This window comes from Pseudoflavonifractor sp. An184 (assembly GCF_002160305.1).
GTDB classification, from domain to species: Bacteria; Bacillota; Clostridia; order Oscillospirales; family Oscillospiraceae; genus Lawsonibacter; species Lawsonibacter pullicola.
In genome coordinates this window covers 34,142-51,999 of the sequence record NZ_NFKI01000017.1, presented here as the reverse complement: position 1 = coordinate 51,999, position 17,858 = coordinate 34,142, and the positions used below count along the sequence as shown (strand labels likewise).

Here is a 17,858-nt window from a genome sequence, read left to right as displayed (position 1 = left end):
ACAGTAGGGAGGAGAGCGGCTATTGATATTTCTTCAGATCAACCCATCTCCATGCCGTTGAGGAATTGGGCCTCGGAAATGTTGAACTCGATCTGGATACCATAATTACGGGTCAGGGTAACGGCCTTGATCATCTGTGAGGCGATCACTTTTTTCTCGTCAATACTGGCAGAGTCGAAAAGTTCCGCCCAGGAGAGGAGCTGCTGGTGCTGTGCCAAGATTTCTGATGAGATCGTCTTGGCCTCACTCATGTCCATCTGAAGCGCCTCAATTTCCTTGGAGAGTTCATCTACCTTTCCCTGCACCATATCCATCCGCTTTTTTACTTGTTCTGGCGTAAATACACAAGTACCCTCAATAGAAGCAAGCATTAGTTCTTCCCATTTAGAGAGCTCCTTGGCAGCTTTGGAATATTCCGCCTTCGCCAATTTCAACTTTTGCTGATATTCCTTATTGGAAATCTGCACTTGTGCTTTCAAAAATTCCTTTTCATCTACCCGTTTGGCTCGCTCAAAAATGCCCCGAAGAATGGATTCAACGACGCTGTCCACTTTCTCCGCACGGTATGTAGTGGGACCGTCACATTGTTCCTTGTGCTGGGTTCGGTTGTAGCACTTATAGATTGCGATGCGCTCCGGGTGGTCTGAGGGGTGGTGGGCCTTCCGTGCGGTAGTTGCAAAAACACGGCCGCCGCAATGACCGCAGTAAACATTCCCTGAGAGCAGGGCTTTCCCGACAATTTTTCGCGGATAGGAGCCGGAAGAGCGGACCACTGTGGCTTCACTTCCATCCTCCAAGGCGACTTTTTCCGTTTCCCAACCACATTTGATGGCGTAGTTGATGGATCTCTGCTCCCTGGCCTTTGTCACCCGTTGAAACTGCTCCAACGGGATGATCTGCAGCTCCGGGAACACTTCAGACTGCGTTTCCCCGCTTCGCAGGATGCCGGCGTTCATGATGTTGGCCAAGATGTGCTGGATCGTGGAATAGTGAAACGGTTCTCCGGTTCTCAGATTGATGATTCCCTCATTTTTCAGGATCGTGGAGATTTTCCGGCCTCCGTAACCGTATCGATCAGTCAGGTCAAACATCCGTTTGACCGCTGGCGCCTCATCCGGATTGATCTCAATATCATATAGTTCCCGATTTTTCTTTCCGGTCCGGCCCTTTTTGACCAGCTGAAATCCATAGGCGGGAACACCGCCGCGGAAGCGGCCCTCTTGAACGATTTGACCAAGCCTGGTCTTGGTGCGGATGGAGGTCTTCAGGCTTTCCCCGGACGCCTGCCAGTATCGGATGTAATTCATGAGCTTGTCCACATGATTATCAAACCGCTGCTGTCCTTCCTCGGCGCTCCATACCTCGATCCCGTTATTGACGAACCACTCTACTACAAAGGGTGTCTCATCCTCTTTGCGGCCAAGTCGGTCAAACATAAAGACCAACAGAATATCAAATTTCCCCAAGGCCGCATCCCGCTGGATCTCTTGGACTGCATCCCGGTCTTTGGCAGAGACCTTAAAACCGGAGACACCTTTTTCAGAAAACTCCGCAATGATGTCCCAGCCCTTTTCAGCGGCAAATTCGTGACACCGTTGTTTTTGCATGGGGATATCGTCTTTTTCTACCTGTCCTTTTGTAGAAACGCGATAAAGACAGTAGACCCGCTTTCCCATGGGCACCCCTCCTTAACCTGCACTCCGCTGGAGGTAGGATTCCTTCAGAATCTCCCGCACCAGACTGGGAACAGCTTGGTTGGTCTGTTCGCTAAAGATGAGCCTAACGACCAGACCTTGGACGATCAACTCTTGTACGCCTTGCCTTTTTGTATCATTCTGCTGTCTCATGGCCGATAGCTCCTTCCTGAATGATTTGCTCCAGTTGATGAATCAAAGAACTGGCTTCCTCCGGCAAAGAGAAAGCCAGTTCCTGTGCGGCCTGGAGCTGCTGAAGGACAGCTTCCAGGTCATCTCGGTCAAGTGTCGATGTCCCGCAGAGCACAATGGCCCGGTCGAGGCAGAGGATTTGAATATCCTCACCAGGGGACAGATTTGCTTGCTCCAAAAGCGGAGATGGGATCAAAAGTTTTTCCTCGTCCTCCCCGGCCTCGATGGACTCGGGGGAGAGCAGAAACTCTTGATAATCATTTTTTACGCCGTCCCTTGTCAGATAGGCGAGGCAGACGGGATCGGCAGGGGATAGCCCCATCTCCTGGATTAGTTCAGGTGGGATGTGGAGATCCCCGTTTTCGCTTACCTGCAAGAACACTTCACGGATTTTCAAACACACCATCCTCCCTAAAAGATAAAGTGCCGGCGTCCGAGAACGGTGGCCGGCACTCATCATGATTTGTCAATAGTAGTTGTATATAGAGAATCCATCATCAGATGATTGTGGCCCGGAATCATCTGGTGCTTTCCCGGTTCACAGTCACACATTATTTTCAATAGTTTTCGCCTCACTCTTCTTGGTGTTCCTTAAAATCTGCGGTTAATACCACAAACATAGGGATCGCCCCGTTTTTGGCATTTCACCCTCTCCAGCGATTTTTCAGGATTTATGCAATAAAAGCATCCTCATCAGTTGGAGGATGAAACAGGGACAAAGGCGATCCCCATGGCTTCTGATATTAAGACTTCACAGTTGTGTTATCTCATATGCGCCTGTATTCGACACTACTTCCCCAGGCGGCAGGGCAACCGATCTGGACCGCAGCTGGCTTCACTGCGTCATGGGCGTCTCACCCCCGCGAGGATCTCTCCCGGCTGCCCTCCTTGCTTGCGGCTGGGACTGGGCAGAAGTATCATTATCCCTGGCGGAGTCATTGCGAAACAGCCCGCCACAGGCTGTTTTGTGGACGGATGGATCCGCTTGGCACCTTATTTGGCCGTCTTTGATGCAGGGTTTATCTGCACAGGTGGTCTTGGCGCATCCTCCAGCGTCGCTTGCCCCGGTCAAGGGGCCCCGTCAGGAAGGTATCCAGATGATTGGATATTTGATTTTCAAAGAACACGAGAGGAAACCCCCTCACTCTATTACCCGTTGAGTGAGGGGGCTGAGAACCAGAATTTTATGTTTTTATGATTTTTCTGAGTTTTGCCAGGACTTTATGGCGGCGCTTATTGACCCCTTTCTGAGAGATCCCAAGCTGCTGGGCATACTCCCGTTCAGTCAGCTCCTGGTAGAACAGCGCGTCAATCAGGGCTTTCTCCTCGGCGGTCAACTGCAGCAGAGCCGTGCGGAGCAGCCACAATTCCTCCTCATGAAGCATTACCGTCTCTGGTGTTGGCTCATCTATGGAGAATTGGCGGTGTTCCTCCTCCATCAGCCGGTCGTAGGAATCCTCCCGGCCGGGCAAAAGATTAGCGACTTTACCCTCTGGGTCGTAGGAAAATCGTTCTTGTTTGATGTCTACTTCCATGTACTCCATCTTGCGGTCGCTTTTCTTCAGAACCGAGAGGACGTCAGGCCGCATTTGGATTTCTGGATAGAGTCTCCCATAATCGGGGTGATATTTATCATATTTCGGCATACGCCGCAACCTCCGAATCTTCTGAAATTTTGAGAAGTCAAAATTTCAGAAGCCGGAGGTCCCCGGCACCCTACCGTGTGCCGGCGGGCAAAACAAAAGCCGCCGACCCCACAAAAATGTGTGGAACCGGCGGCACCATTTACAGCATTAAGAAGTCCGCAGAGGGGGATGCCAAGGTGGTCATGCTGAAACTGCGTGGCACTATGCTCCAACGCCCTCCATCGGGCGCGGCCCCTCTTTGTCTTATGTTCTGTGCTTGTGCGGAGCGCCGGTAGGCGCAGGTTCTTCTTAACGCTGTCATGTACCCAAGTGCATCACAGCGTCCCTTCCCCGCGTCTGCGGTGGCACACAAGCGGCGATCCTCTCCCCCTCTCCTCGGCGGTATGGCAGCTCAGAGCTGCCGCTTGGTCAGATCATGGCTCGTCAAAAAACAGCAGAAGGCCGCCGCCCCGAACACTGGAACGGCTGCCTCCTGTTATCGGTTCATCAGACATGGCCGAGGACATTTTGATCACCTTCCATCTGCTTTGCTGCCATGACAATAGGATAGAAAATAAATGGCAGAAAGTCAGAATGAACGCAAAAGAAGGATATGAGATTTTTCTAAAGATTATCGCATAAATCGACATTTTATGGACTAATATCAGAATCAGAACGAAGGATATACCCAATCCCCCAGGCTGTCTCAATCAAGTTGCCAGCTCCGGAGCGGCTCAATTTTTTCCGTAATTCCTTCACATGGAACTTCAATGTAGCATCCGGGCTGGTGTCATAGTCGTTCTCCCAGATATCTTGGTAGAGCTGTTCTTTTGTCACGACCTCACCCATGTGCCTTGCCAGGTTGCAGAGGACGGCAAACTCCTTGGGTGTGAGTTTTAGATCCTGTCCATCTAAAAATGCCTTTCTCAAATTGAAGTTGATTTTCAAGCCGCTCCCTGAGATCAAAATAGAAGCATAGCACTTGGTATCCGTAGTCAGAGACCGCCGCATGATTGCCGCGGCATTGGCAAGGCATCTCTCTGTGTCTAAGGGATGGTCGAAAGCGAGATACCGATCCGCACCGGCATTCAGCGTCTCCACTTCCTCTGAGCTGGTAGCGTGGGTTGACAGAACCAGGATCGGGGTCTGTTCCAGCTCCCGCATCCTGCGAATCAGGTCCACACCGCTGATCTCTGAAAAAGATAGATCCATAACCACAAGAATATAGTGATACCTTGCCACCATACTCAGCGCTTGCATATAGCCATCAGCATGGTGGAATTCCAGTGAAAGCCCCTGCAGGCTGTCCTCAATATCCTGACAAAGTTGCTGATTGCTTGTGATAATCAACGCTTTATGCGGCATTGTCTCACCTCGAATCTAATAGTGTAAGCGCAACAGGAAGTGGTACGCAACTGCTCGTAAGTTTCTTAAGAAAAACCAAAATGCTTAAATCATTTCTCACAGACGATCTTTCCATCTAAAAACTTTATACTTTGGACTTGTGCTGTGTTTGTGACCTCCACAGTTTCCCATCCCGTCCAGCGGAACACTTTATAGAGCCGTCCGCCTTGCAGATAGTAGATGTAATTCCTGTCTACGACAAAGGATGTAACAGAGCCCACATCGGCCAGCAGTTCGTCTACCGTCGGTTCATGGTCAAACAGCCCCCAAAAGGTTGCCATGTTATCAGAGCCGGTGCTGAAGTAAAGCCGTGTGGAAAAATCCTTTAAATCGATTCGGTAAATCTGAAAGCCATCCCCCACCTCGCCGCTGGAGGCATAATAACAGGCATCCTCGTCAACATAGATGCTGGAGATAGCCCCGGATTGTCCAAAGGGATCACGGGTCAGCAGGATAGCCTCGCCTGTGGCCTTGCTGGTCGCAGTGATTGTGTTCTCCACCATATCAAGCTCTACCGTGTAGGCCCTGTTTTCTCCCTTGGACGCATCGGCCAGAAAATCATGCGTAATCTCACTGGAATTGCTGTGCCCACAGCCAGTCAATGAAACGGTCATGCAGAGTATGAGCACCGCTGTCAGGAGCGGGCGGGCAGAAATGGCCTTCCGCCTGCCGACATAAAATCTGAGACAAAGCCACACCAGCAGACATACGATAGCCAAGAACAGGACTATCAAAAAGCCGAACTGCTCCGGTGTGATGCCCGGAAAGGTTACTATATCAATCAAGTTCCAGTCCTCGTCATATCCAACCTCTGTCAGTGTCCCCCACACATAGCCGGTTCCGGCCAGCAGACCCGCCGGGAGCGGAAGGACATATTTGAGAAAGCTGCCGCCGATCAAATGTGGCAGAATAGAAACCGCGATGCCGGAAAATGTAGTCAGCACCGTCTGCCGGAACAGGATGGAGAGAAGGGCAATCAGGATAGCAAACCAAGCAGCCCCCAAGCACCTGGATAAGACTACGATCCCATACGCCTGCCCAACGGAAATAAGGTAGGGCGAATGTTCAAAAAAGGACAGGCTTTGCAGCGGATAGGAGGCTCCATCCAGGCCGACCGACAAGGCGACAACAACAAACTGCACCAACTGAAACAGCACCGTCGCCAGAACCGCCAGAGCCGCCATTACGCATAATTTGATCCCAGCCAACCGCCCTCGGCCATTTCTGCAAGAGCGGAGGATCTGCGCCATCCCGCACTGGTACTCCCCGCAGAACACCGGAACACAGAGCGCCAGCAGAAATAGTAACAGGATTACATTCACGCCATCGCGGGTCAGCAATGTGTCCCATCCTCGCTCATCCATCAGGAAACGATGGGCGGGGTCCTCTTTTGCGTAGTAATACTGGTTGTAGATGGTTAAAAAGGCGGCCTTCCTGCCATCATCGGAGCGGGTGGCTTCTGCGTACTCCGCCTCCATCTCCTGCGCCTTTTCCTCTGTTATCTCACCTTGCCAGCGTTCCATGTAGGTCAGGTAGGTATCTTCGTTCCGATCAATCACATAACTGCTGTCGTAGCCGCTGCCGACGCAAAAGACTGCATAAGCCGCCAGAGCAATCAGAAGAAGCAAAAGCCCTTTATGATGAAATAATATCTTCTTTAATTCTACTTGCAGCATGATTTCCTCCTGATTGCTATGACCAGCAGACACGCGATTACAGCTTGAACGATCAGAACCACAAAAAGTCGGAGCAGATATACCCCACCGATGCTCACCCCGGACAGGCTTTCCAGCAGGTTACTGCCGCTGGTCAAGGTGAATGGGCTGATGCAGGAGAGGGCCTGTTTCCACCACACGGGGGAGAGCGCCCAACCAGTGCAGTAGTTTAATACCACGCCAAGCCCCAATCCCATCAGGCAGGGATAGAGTGATTTTTGGAAACAGGCGGACAGGAGAATCAGCAAGAGTGCTGTCACACTGAAACCGATGGCCTTCAACCCGCAAATCAATCCATAGAACAGCAAAATCGAGCCGGAGAATGGAGTATATTGATAGCTTTCGATGGCATAGAGCGGGCTGCCCCAGCCCTCAAAGCCGCACAAAAGCCCAAATACCAGCAGGTTTAACAGGGCGAACAGGATTGTCAGTATCCATGCAAATATCACTCCAGCGCCGCATTTGGAAATAAGCAGAGGCCATCTGCCTCGTTTGCAGGAGGACAGAATCAAGGTCATCCCGTTTTCCTTCTCCCGGGTGAATGCGGGCGCTACCGCCAAAATGAGTAAAAGCAGGATCAGTAGATCGGAAAAGTCATAGGACAGCAGAGCTTCCCAGCCGTCATACAGATAAAACGCAGGAATCGTTCGGCCTGCATAGTGATGGAGAATGTAGGCATTTTCTGCCGCTCCCGCTGTGTTACCGCTCTCTCGATAGAAAGTCATATTCTCTTTCGCCTGGGCCAGAATCTCCTCCATATCAGAGGAATATTTGACACTGTACTCCATGTGGGGATAGAAGTAACTGTGGAGCAGATAGTAGTCGCCAAAGATATAGCCGCTGTAAGTCCCCTCCTGCGGCTCTCGGCTGTATGTTCCATCCGCCGTCAACCCGTCCAGTCTCTGATACTCCGAAGTGATGAAGCTTACCGTTTCCTCTGTGATGGGGCCTTTGATCCGCTCATAGATGGTGTCGTAGCCTGCTTGCATTCCGCTTGTATTGGCCGCAACGGGCCGTATCTCGCCAGCGTGATAGTCTGCAATGATTTTGACCGTATTCAGACACAGGAACAGTGCCAGCGCAATCAGTGTATAGCGCCGCAGGATGCCTTTTCTGGCCTCCAAATAGAGAAAACTCATATTTGTCCCTCACTTGGCTGGAAAAAGGTGTGCAGGAACACGTCGTCCAGATTTGGGGATACCGGCTTTGCGCCTCGGAGCGGTTTCCCATCATCCACGATGCGCAACAGATAGGAGCCATCCTGCTGCTTGATATTGCTCACGCAGTAGGTGTCCACCATCAGAGCCATCTCCGCCTCGTTGACTGACACCTCCCACACCTTTCCCTGGATGCTTTGCTCCAGTTCCCTGGGCGTACCCTGCATGACCAATGTACCCCTCCGAAGCAGGAGGATTTCTTTGGCGATATATTCCACATCGGAAACAATATGGGTAGCTAAAAGAATGATACGCCCTTTTGCCAGACGGGAAATGAGATTGCGGAAACGGATTCGCTCACCAGGGTCAAGGCCCGCCGTCGGTTCGTCCAGCACCAGCAGTTTGGGGTCGTTCAGAATGGCCTGGGCGATCCCCAGCCGCTGCCGCATCCCACCGGACAGCGCCCCGATCCGCTTGCTGCGGTTTTCCTCCAGATTGACGAAAACCAGCGCCGCGTCGATGCTCTCTTTTGCGTTCGCTACCCCTTTTACTTGGCACATATAATCCAAAAATTCCTGTACGGTAAAATTTGCATAGAACTGAGGGTACTGGGGCATATAGCCAATCTGATCGAAGTAGCGCCCGCCCATCTGGACGGTGTTTTCACCGTCCAGATGGATCACGCCGCCGCTGGCAGGCAGTATCCCAATCAAAATGTTGATTAGTGTCGTCTTTCCGGCCCCATTTGGCCCCAACAATCCATAGACCCCTTCTGTCAGAGTAGCGGATACATTTTGGAGCGCGGGATATTTTCCATAAAATTTTGTGATGCTTTCAAGTTCCAGTTTCATCTTGTGTTCCTCACGGGAGGTCAACCGCTTGTGAGAGGGCATAGCCGTCATCCGTGCCCAAGGCTGCATAGGCGGAATGGCCGATAACCCAAATCTCATAGGGCTTGCAGTTTGTATCCATCGTATAGGTTTCGTCCGCAACTTTCGTTCCATCGCTGACCTGATAGGCCCGCAGAGTACCGCTTGGGCTGTCTCCACCCGCACAGGTCACAATGTACTGGCCGTCTGCGGATACGGCGGCAATCCCGCTTTCATCTCCGCTCTCCACGCTGATTACTTTTCCCTGCTGCTTGGCCAAGTTCAAAAAGAGGACGGAGCCGGTCTGCTTTGCGCCTCCCATGCTGGCGGGCAGGATTGTATCAGAAACAGCGGCATACTCTCCGTTCACAGAGAGCATGGAACCGGAAAAGCCATCGGCGGTAAAAACAGAGGCGGTGTTGCTGCTCAGCTCAATCGAGCCGTAGGCCGTGGTATTTTCCTGCCCGTCCAGGCTTCCGAAAAAGGCCAAATAGTCTCCGCTGCCGCTGTACCCGACCGCCTCAAAATAAACGGTTTCGCTCATGGCCGGAGTGATTTCCGTCAGCTCCTGTGTCTCAAAGGTATATTGATAAAGGCTGGGCCCTTCCGCATATACAAGGGTTTTCCCATTCGGCGCAGCGGCAAAGACAGAGCCCCAAAGCCCATTTACCAATGTCTCGTTCGTCAATTCATAGCTATCCACCAGATCAAGATTCTGATCGAACAGCCAGTAGTACAGTGTCTCCGCAGAGCTGTCGCCGGAGATCACCGTGACCCCGCCGGTATCCTGCACATCCGCCGCTGTCTGGCTGGACAGCATAACGATGGCCCCCTGGCTGGTCTTGCCTGTCAGCAGAGGCGTTTGGGCGGCGTCAAAAGCGTAGGTGGCTGTTACTTCGCCGGTAGATAGGTCGGTCAGTTTCAGCTCATTTGTGGTATAATCGTACTCCGGCGAGAGAAAATCGGCCCCGACGCCGGTTGTCTGCTCCGCCGATTCGTCAGGAACCTGCTGGGAGTCCGCTGAGGGATCGCTGGGCGGATTTCCGGTGCTTGCCGCCGGTTCGTTGTTTCCGCAGGCGGAAAGCAGAGAAAGACTGAGTGCAAGCACAAGCAAAATACTGATTCTTTTCATGTTCGTCAAACCTCCCCGTTGACCAAAAGTACAGATGCTGTCTTAACTGGATTGTTGATTTCAAGCTCCCCATCTTCCGGGGTAACGGCAATGGCATAGACCGTGTTCAGCGCACCAAGTGCAGAGGTATCAATCTGGAATGTGGCTTCTACCATCTGGTTTTTCACCGTCCGAACAGAGAGATAGTCCGCTCCATTGAGTTGGACAGGTTGATGGTTGATAAACAAAGTAATATTGAACTCCGCCTCCGGCCCGCCGTAGAGCTGTACAGTGATTGTCGCTGTTTTCCCATCTGCCTGAATGTAATTTCCATCTTCTACACCCAGGGACAGGGTGGCCGTTGTGTCCAGGCTATCAGTGGCCCCCCATGCGGCCAGGGTATCTAATATATCCTGCGGCAGATCCACCACATTGTAGTCCGTACCGGCTGCGGCCAATGTCTGTGCGGGGGCGTCTGCTGCAAAAGAAATCTGGCGGGATGTGGTTGCAGATTCCTGGTGGTGGAAGCCATAACGCGGATTATCCGGCCCCTCTGCTACAAAACTGGGTTCCAGAATGGTGACAGCCATAACAGGGACGGTTTCTCCCGCTTTGCCTGTCACGGGCTGGAATACCATGTTGAAATTCTCCCGCTGTTCATAGTCCAGGTTAAAGACCTGCATATAGCTTTCCTCAAGCTCTGTACCATCCTCATAGACTGCGGAATAGGGCTGGGCCACCCCATCCACAAATAGGAGGACGCCGATCTCCGTGGTCTTTCCAGAAGATGCGCCAGTTATGGAGAAGGGAATTTCTAAGGGCTCACCATCGTAGGTATAAACCGTGTCCATCGGGTCTTGCAGGCCAAATTCCGCAGAGCCCATCTCATTGTCTGCCGGCTCCTCCTCAAAATAAGCGTCCAAGTCGTTTGATGCGTCCGGGGCCGGGTCGCTGGCCTGCGGTGCGCTACACCCAGCCAGCAAACATACAAGCGCCAAAGAGAAAAAAAGAAGTCTGTGCATAAAAAATACTCTCCTTATCGGTAGGATAAGGAGAGCATAATAGGAAAAGGTCTACGATTGGTCAATCGGCATCAATTTTTCTGCTTGTATCTGCATTTCCACGCAGGCCCCGTTGCGATTGCTCAGAGAGAGCGTTCCACCTTGTTTCTGGCAAAGGGTGTTGCAGATTGAGAGGCCAAGCCCGAAGTGGTCATTTTCAGTATTCTCTTTGTAAAATGGCCTTGTGGCGGAGCGGAGGGATTCTTCCGAAAAGCCTGCCCCATCATCATATACCTGGATGGTAAGTATTCCTTCTTGCCACCCGGCCTTCAAAGCAATCTCATGGCAGGCGAAACGCAGGGCATTAGAAATCACATTGTCGATCATGCGATGTACCAAGGTCCCATCCAGCATGACCTGAAAATCCGGGACCCCACTAATATCCATAGAGAATTGAAGCTGGTGCTGATGCGCCAAAACGGTGTATTCGTCCTCCTGCTCCTCAAAAAATTCCCGCAGAGGGCATGCTGTTGGCTTCACTGGTATGGCATCCATCGCCTGTATTTCGCGCACTTGGTTTGCGTACTGTTCCAGTCGATCTGTTGCCAAAGAAAGATTATGGATCGTGTCCATCAGTTTGTCCTCGCTGATGCGTCCAAGCGGGACATTATGCGAGAGATATTCTGTGTATCCTTTCATCACAGTGATGGGGGTACGGAGGTCATGGGCGATGGAGGCGCTGAGTTTGCGCCGCTCCTCCATCATAGCCCAAGTCTCTTGATTATTTTTTAGGAGGGCGGCCCGCATGGTGTCCATAGCCCGACAGAGCTCGCCCATTTCATCCGAAGCCGGATAGTCCAAACAAAAATCCAGGTCGCTTTGCGATATGCGGTCGGCGCTCTGTAAGAGTAAAGACAGCGGCTGTTTCAGTTTGATGGAATAAAACATCCAGGCACAGAAAATCGTACCAAGCACGAAAAGCAAGGTCGGCACCAGGATCACGGCCGCTTTTGCCGCATAGTAGGCGACCCGTTGTGTATCGCTCAGGTTGGCGATTTGGTACTCCGTGGATAAAATTACAAGCTGTCCATTTTCTCCCGGAACGATCTGTTCATCATCTGCAATCACCAGGTTATATTCATCCTCAGTCTCTTGGGGTGGCAGCACCTGATAGTCCGTCACACTTTCCAAGATTTGATTTTGCACGTTGACACAGGTAAAAATGGTTACTGCTGAAATACCAGCTACAAGCACCGCCATAACAAGGACAAGTGATACAAAGGCTCGGCGGAGAGGCATGGAGCGAAGCCAGTGCTTTATTTTACCCATTTATAGCCGCACCCCCAGACTGTTTCAATATACTGCGCCCCCAGCTTGTTTCGGATGCGTCGGATGTGTTCCTTCACCACAGCATTGTCAGCGGTGCCGTCAAAGCCCCGCACCTGTTCATAAATTGTTTCCCGGCTGAACACTTGTCCAGGGTGGAGGGAAAGCAGTTCCACTATATCAAATTCTACCTTGGAAAGTTCTATGGGCCGACCATTTCGAGAGACGGTCCTTGCGGCGTAGTCCACCACAATGTCTCCAAAGCCACGGACGCTGATTTTTTGCTGGATACGGCTCTCTCTGCGCAGGTGAGCCTCCACCCGGGCAGTCAGTTCGGCCAGGCTGAACGGCTTCAAAATGTAATCATCACCACCGGCCCGCAGACCAGCGACACGATCCGCCTCCTCAATCCGGGCGGTTAAGAATAGGATGGGGCAGGTCACATGGTCGCGGATTGCCCGGCACAATTCAAGGCCATCCATCCCCGGCATATTGATGTCCAGCAGAATAATATCCGGCTGCTGGGTCAGCTTTTGCAGGGCCTCCTCGCCGCTTTTTGCGGTGATGACCTGATATTGCTCCATTTCAAACTGATCCCGAAGCATATCTAAAATCATCTGCTCATCATCTATAATCATAATCGCATAACTCATGGTTTCACCTCGCTTGCTGGCATCATAATAGGAAAAAGTCTATAATTGGTCAAGTCCCTTTCGGAATCAGTATTTCTGCCTTTGTAAAGAGATGACGGAAATCCTAAATTTTATTGCCTTTTGCCAGAAAAAGCGTCCGAGGCTTTTGACTTACACTTTGCGATTAATTCTTTCCGCTGTCTATCCATCGATTTGCGCGAATCACTCTGGTCAATAACTTGACAAAATACTTCACAATAGATCTTCTTCAAATTCATAACAGCCTTCATCCTTACTTAGTTGTTTAATTTCACTCTATTGTATAAGACGATTTACGAGGCAGGATCTGATGTGGTATCTCTATAAATTAATTACAATTTTATGCTTTTTATTTGATGATGGAGTCGGTATCCGGGTGGATTACCGTCACCGGCAGTTTTTTCTTCAGCACCGCATAGTTATAGGTCATTCCCGTGCCGCTCCGGATGGACTTGTCCAGGTCGTACACGGCGATCCCGCACACTGAGCGATCCACCATGTAGTAGTCCCGACGCTTATAGGCATCCTGGCGATAAGACTTACACACCACCACACTGTCAGCGCATTCGTTTAGGATGCGTTGATAGCGTTCTTTTTGTTGCGGAGCAAAAGTATCCCCGAACTCCGTGAAAGGGATGGCAACATGGAGTTCCAGGTCATGGTACTGCTTCTGCTGTTGCAGTTCCAGCACGATCTCCGCAGCCCAGGTATCCACGCCGGCCGCTCCACCAACCCAGACGCCCCGGATGCCATCTTGTTCATAGAGGCGGATGATTTCGCTGCGAATGGCCGATTTGATCTTATCGCACCTTGGATAGTTCTCTGGGAACTTAAAACGGTTTGGGCGGTGCCCAGTGATGAAACAGAACCGCATACAGCTGCCACCTTTCCTGTGTTGGTAGTGATAATATAAATTGTCTCTCGTATTTGATAATTATATCGTTAATTATCGCTGATGTGAAGTCAAAATTGAAAGTATGATTACGAACTCTATCTGCTGGTTCATATTAGAATAAAACCAACAGAAGGAGTGATCAGATGGACGACACTCAGCGGTATATCACCTATGTGCGGGGGCGAATCACAGATCTGCGGACACAAAAGGATGTATCGGAGCACCGCATGAGCCTGGAACTGGGCAAAAGCGGCTCCTACATTCGGGGCATCACCAGTGGAGCGGCGTTGCCCTCCTTGCGGGAGCTGTTCAATATTATGGCCTATTTGGAAGTGTCCCCCTCCGAGTTTTTCGATGGTCTGGATGATCCGGACTCCCTGCGCACGGCATTACGTGGAAGACTGATGGAGCTGAACGACGAGGACTTACAGAAAGTCTCATCCTTCCTCGACTGGATCAGGAAGTAATCCCGGAAATTGTTCTTTTCTCTGTCTTAGAAAAATCCTTAGAGTGGGCACTTCTGGTTGGCTCACCATGAACCAGACCCCAGTTCACTAAATTGGCAGACTCTCCCCCTGGCGGGGGAGAGTCTGTTTTTCATCAGGAGAGCCGATAGAGATTCGAGGTGCGCCCACCGTTTTCTCGCCATCTGGTCTCCTTTGTCAGCAGTCCGGCCTGACATAAATCGTCCAGTGCCCGCTTGACGGTGGAGCTGGAGAGTCCCAGCTCTCTCGCAATCGTCTTAATCGCTGGCCAACACTTCCCGTCCCGGTCTGCTCGGTCTTTCAGGTACATATAGACCGATCTGGCCCGGTGGCTCAGGTCGGAGGAGTAGATGTTACGGAAATTTGTCACAGATATCACCCCCTCAGCGCCGGATCCTGGGCCTGCGCCCATCTTTGGGCGAGTCATCCGCCTGCACGACTTGGACCTCGCCGCCTGATGCTGGCGGCTCCGCCTGGGGGATCTCTCCATCCTCAACGGCAGGCGCGTAGTGCTTGCGGAGGATCGCTGCCTCCAATTCCTGCTTGCTGGCGTAGGCCACCGGCCGCTGGGCGCGCTCGGGTACCTCGTAGGACTTGTCGAACTTGATGCCCCAATCCAGGAACAGGCGAAGCCGCACCTGCATAGGATGGACGCCAGTCTTGGCCACGATAAAGCTGCCCTTTGGCATGGACTTCAGCTCGTCGGGAGTCATGAGGGGCCGCTCGATCATCTGCAGGCTCTGGGATGGGTCGTTCTTTCCCCGGCTGATGGAGCCGCTCATCACCGTGCGGCTCCCCAAGGCTTTAGACAGTTCCACCGCCGTCTGGCTGGCTGGGGCAAATCCTCCGGAAATCAGCACCTGGCAGTTGTCCACAATGACCTCCGAACCCTCCCTGCCGTAGTTCTTCTGGAGCTGGCCCGTGATGCTCTGCACGATAGGCACCAGCATCAGGCCACGGGAGCGGGAGGCGGAGAACATCAGCTCCAGGGACTGGATGGGCGGGCAGGTACCCAGCTCATCCGCGAAAAAAACCACTCGGTTTTTCAGCCGCCCACCGTTCTCATCCGCCACGGTGAGAATCTCCCGGTACAAGTTTTGGAGGATCAGGCTGACCATGAAATACTTGGTCTGGTCTTCCTCCGGAAGTACGATAAAAATGGCGGACTTCTTATTGCAGAAGGTCTCCGCGTCGATAGCGGTGTCGAAACACAGGATCTGCTCCATCTCGCTGTCCAGGAACGCGTTCAGCCGGGACAGAACTGTGGAGATCACCGACATCATGGCCTGCTCTGAGGTATTCAAAGCGGCGCCGGCGAACCACTTGGCTTTATGGTCTGGCGGAAGTTTCGTCAGCAGGAGCTGGAACTGGTTCTTGCCCTTCACGCCGCTGGGTGCCAGGAGCTCCTGCACCAGCTTGAAGACCGAGACGATGTGGCGCTCCTCGATAGGTCTGCCTTCCGCATCCTCGGTGGGCAGGTATTCCGCCACCAGCAGGAGCATGGAGGTAAGCAGGCCCTCGGCCGCGTCGTAGAAGTAGGCGTTCTGCCCGTATTGGGAGCTGTCCCCGGTGGTATTGATCAGGGTCTTGGAGAGGATCTTGGCATACTTCTCCGCCTTGGCCTTGGCCGGCAGATTTTTGGGGTCAGCCTTGTAGATATCCATGTACTTGTTGATCAGGTGGAGCAGATTATTGCCGTCTGAGCGGGTAGGGTTGCGCAGATCCAGCACGGCGATTTGAAAGCCGTAGCACTCCTTGGCGATCCCCGCATAGTTGCGGAACAGGTCGCCCTTGGTGTCCGTGCAGAGGAAGGACATCCCAGTGGCCAGAGCGTATTCGATATTGGGATAAAGAAAATAGGCCGTCTTGCCCGCGCCGCTGGCGGCGGTGACCAGGGCGTGGATATCGTCTGTGTCCACGATGGCGATGACATGGTCCTTGCGCCCCTCACAACCCAAGACCAGCCCCTGCTTTTTGGGGAGGCGCTCACCTTTTCGCCACTCCTCCGGTCGGAAGGGGACGTGAGCATAGGTCTGCTGGATCTCTTTCTTGGTGGCCCATCGTGCGGTTCCATGCTGGCCGTCTCCTACAGTCTTGGACTTGATGTTGTTCAGGGAGCCTTGTCCGGAAAAGTGGGTCACCGCGGCAAGGAGAAGAAGGGCGCCTCCTGCCAGTGCCAGCAGGAGGATCGTCTGCATATTCACGCACTCACCCCATCTCCATTCCCAGCGCCTGTTTCTGCTTTTCCATCGCTTTCAGTTCATCCGCATCATTCTTAACAGAGACCTTGGCGCAGGAAAGGGCCAGTTCCAGCCACGCACTGGCGATCTCCCGTTTCTCCGCCTCACCGCGCACGCCCGGAGCACCGCTCTTAGCCAGCGCGGTTTGGAGCTGGGCAGAGATCTCCTCCGTCCGGTTCCGGATGGCCATCCGATTCTGATGGGGCAGGATGTGGCTTTGCAGATGCTGACTTCCCTGAGCTGGAGTCAGGGCAGTCCCCAGCTGGCGGCATTCCCGCAGGGTCACCAGCAAAGACAGGGCGGCTATCTCCTCCATGCAGTCCATGGCCGTTTCCAGTTTCTTTTCTTTCAGGCATTTGCTGTAACATTGAAACAGGTGCGGCACCTGCTGCATCGCCCCGTCCGGCTTCAAATCCATGCATTTTACCGCGATGCGGGCGCAGACAAGCTCCGCCGCCTGGAGTTGAGGATGCTGCTCCGCAGGCTGGGCAGGCCGGCCGTTGAGGGCTTTCAGATCTTCGTCCCAGTCCTTATATTCTGGCCGCAGTACAGAGACCCGCGTGTGTCCGTGCTCCCGCAGGATATCCGTGAGACGGCCCGTGGCCTCGATCCCCGCGGCATCGTGATCCAGGCAGAGCACGACTCTCTGGATCCTGGGATCTTTCTCCAGCATCCAGAGCATGGCCTGCTCCGAAGTGCCGCAGAGGGCTACATAGCTGTGTTCCCGCCAAGCCTCCGGATAGAGGGTCAGGAAGGCCAGCAGGTCAATGGGCGCCTCGAACACATAGAGCCGGCCGCTGTTTCCAAACCAGTGAAAACTGCAACGGGGATCGCCGCCCTCCACATTCCTGCGGAAGCTGTTTCCCTGGGTGTAGAGGCTCCGCTTATGGGCGTGGCGGGCAGCGCCGTATTCGTCACTCCCAACGAATACGGCATTATGATATTCCTTCGTCCCTGCCCTTGACTTCTCACAGCTTTCGTAGATCATTCCGCGTTTTGTAAAGGCGTCGAGGACATCTCGGTCAATGAATCGCTGCTGGAGCAGATAGGCGTAGAGCTGCCGCATAGTTGGACTGGCCGGAGGGAGGACAAATTCCTTTGGTTTCTCCGGCTCAGACGGTACTGTCTGGGGATAACCGACCCCCTCGCCGTCCAGCAGACGTTTCACCGCCTCTGGGTAAGTCAAGCCGTAATACGTTTGGACAAAGGAAATCGCGTGGCCTCCCTCCTTCGATTCATGATCGTACCACTCGTTGCCCCTCACAGTGATGCTGTGGTCTGAGGACAGGCGCTTGTCCCGACCGGATGGGATGAGTTTCTCTCCCTGTCGGCGCAGGAACTCCACCAGATTCACATTGTTGGCTCGGAGCTTTTGCTCCTCCGTAAAAGGGATATAGGGCATTTCACACCTCCTGGTAAAAAGCCGGGGGGCCGCGTCCTGCGGCCCCCGAATGAGAGATCATCTTCGACGCT

At 52.8% G+C, this 17,858-nt stretch carries 17 protein-coding genes; 1 reads left to right on the top strand and 16 read right to left on the bottom strand.

All coding sequences use genetic code 11. From position 1 onward, the window contains the following. Positions 1–38: 38 nt before the first annotated feature. The 13 genes from B5F19_RS17460 to B5F19_RS07670 form a co-directional block, all read right to left on the bottom strand. Positions 39–1,676 carry a recombinase family protein gene (locus B5F19_RS17460; RefSeq protein ID WP_162612544.1) on the bottom strand — a complete coding sequence of 546 codons (1,638 nt, stop codon included), beginning with the start codon at positions 1,674–1,676 and terminating at the stop codon, positions 39–41. A 12-nt stretch (positions 1,677–1,688) separates the two neighbouring features. Continuing rightward, positions 1,689–1,847, bottom strand: a complete 159-nt coding sequence (locus B5F19_RS17455; protein ID WP_162609476.1) for a hypothetical protein — start codon at positions 1,845–1,847, stop codon at positions 1,689–1,691. Further along, complete coding sequence (locus tag B5F19_RS07720) at positions 1,831–2,283, bottom strand: hypothetical protein (RefSeq protein WP_087289520.1); 453 nt, start codon at positions 2,281–2,283, stop codon at positions 1,831–1,833. Before B5F19_RS07720 ends, B5F19_RS17455 begins: the two co-directional genes overlap by 17 nt. A 787-nt stretch (positions 2,284–3,070) precedes the next feature. Further along, the gene (locus B5F19_RS07715; protein WP_087289519.1) at positions 3,071–3,532 is read right to left on the bottom strand and encodes a sigma-70 family RNA polymerase sigma factor; all 462 of its coding nucleotides are present in this window, start codon (positions 3,530–3,532) and stop codon (positions 3,071–3,073) included. A gap of 630 nt (positions 3,533–4,162) precedes the next feature. Further along, positions 4,163–4,876 (bottom strand): response regulator transcription factor, encoded by a 714-nt coding sequence (locus B5F19_RS07710; protein WP_087289518.1) that lies wholly within the window; start codon positions 4,874–4,876, stop codon positions 4,163–4,165. An 89-nt stretch (positions 4,877–4,965) separates the two neighbouring features. After that, positions 4,966–6,591 (bottom strand): hypothetical protein, encoded by a 1,626-nt coding sequence (locus B5F19_RS07705; RefSeq protein WP_087289517.1) that lies wholly within the window; start codon positions 6,589–6,591, stop codon positions 4,966–4,968. Continuing rightward, positions 6,579–7,769 carry a hypothetical protein gene (locus B5F19_RS07700; RefSeq protein ID WP_087289516.1) on the bottom strand — a complete coding sequence of 397 codons (1,191 nt, stop codon included), beginning with the start codon at positions 7,767–7,769 and terminating at the stop codon, positions 6,579–6,581. The genes B5F19_RS07705 and B5F19_RS07700 overlap by 13 nt, the downstream gene beginning before the upstream one ends. Continuing rightward, entirely contained in the window at positions 7,766–8,638 is an 873-nt protein-coding gene (locus B5F19_RS07695) for an ABC transporter ATP-binding protein (RefSeq protein WP_087289515.1), read from the bottom strand. The genes B5F19_RS07700 and B5F19_RS07695 overlap by 4 nt, the downstream gene beginning before the upstream one ends. A gap of 10 nt (positions 8,639–8,648) precedes the next feature. Beyond that, positions 8,649–9,788: a hypothetical protein gene (locus B5F19_RS07690; protein WP_087289514.1), complete on the bottom strand. Its 1,140-nt coding sequence runs from the start codon at positions 9,786–9,788 to the stop codon at positions 8,649–8,651. A gap of 5 nt (positions 9,789–9,793) precedes the next feature. Then, positions 9,794–10,789, bottom strand: a complete 996-nt coding sequence (locus B5F19_RS07685; protein WP_087289513.1) for a hypothetical protein — start codon at positions 10,787–10,789, stop codon at positions 9,794–9,796. 51 nt (positions 10,790–10,840) lie between these two features. Then, positions 10,841–12,097 carry a HAMP domain-containing sensor histidine kinase gene (locus B5F19_RS07680; RefSeq protein ID WP_087289512.1) on the bottom strand — a complete coding sequence of 419 codons (1,257 nt, stop codon included), beginning with the start codon at positions 12,095–12,097 and terminating at the stop codon, positions 10,841–10,843. Next, positions 12,085–12,747 (bottom strand): response regulator transcription factor, encoded by a 663-nt coding sequence (locus tag B5F19_RS07675; RefSeq protein ID WP_087289511.1) that lies wholly within the window; start codon positions 12,745–12,747, stop codon positions 12,085–12,087. The genes B5F19_RS07680 and B5F19_RS07675 overlap by 13 nt, the downstream gene beginning before the upstream one ends. Positions 12,748–13,114: 367 nt before the next feature. Next, positions 13,115–13,639 carry an SLOG family protein gene (locus B5F19_RS07670; RefSeq protein WP_087289510.1) on the bottom strand — a complete coding sequence of 175 codons (525 nt, stop codon included), beginning with the start codon at positions 13,637–13,639 and terminating at the stop codon, positions 13,115–13,117. A gap of 164 nt (positions 13,640–13,803) precedes the next feature. Here B5F19_RS07670 and B5F19_RS07665 point away from each other — a divergent pair, with 164 nt between their 5' ends. Next, positions 13,804–14,127, top strand: a complete 324-nt coding sequence (locus B5F19_RS07665; RefSeq protein ID WP_087289509.1) for a helix-turn-helix transcriptional regulator — start codon at positions 13,804–13,806, stop codon at positions 14,125–14,127. 133 nt (positions 14,128–14,260) lie between these two features. On the opposite strand, the gene B5F19_RS07660 is transcribed toward B5F19_RS07665, so the two are convergent. The 3 genes from B5F19_RS07660 to B5F19_RS07650 are packed head-to-tail and all read right to left on the bottom strand — an operon-like array spanning position 14,261 to position 17,787. After that, complete coding sequence (locus B5F19_RS07660; protein WP_087289536.1) at positions 14,261–14,515, bottom strand: helix-turn-helix domain-containing protein; 255 nt, start codon at positions 14,513–14,515, stop codon at positions 14,261–14,263. A gap of 13 nt (positions 14,516–14,528) precedes the next feature. After that, positions 14,529–16,343: a type IV secretory system conjugative DNA transfer family protein gene (locus B5F19_RS07655; protein ID WP_087289508.1), complete on the bottom strand. Its 1,815-nt coding sequence runs from the start codon at positions 16,341–16,343 to the stop codon at positions 14,529–14,531. Between the two features lie 10 nt (positions 16,344–16,353). Further along, positions 16,354–17,787, bottom strand: a complete 1,434-nt coding sequence (locus B5F19_RS07650) for a toprim domain-containing protein (protein ID WP_087289507.1) — start codon at positions 17,785–17,787, stop codon at positions 16,354–16,356. Between the last annotated feature and the right edge of the window lie 71 nt (positions 17,788–17,858).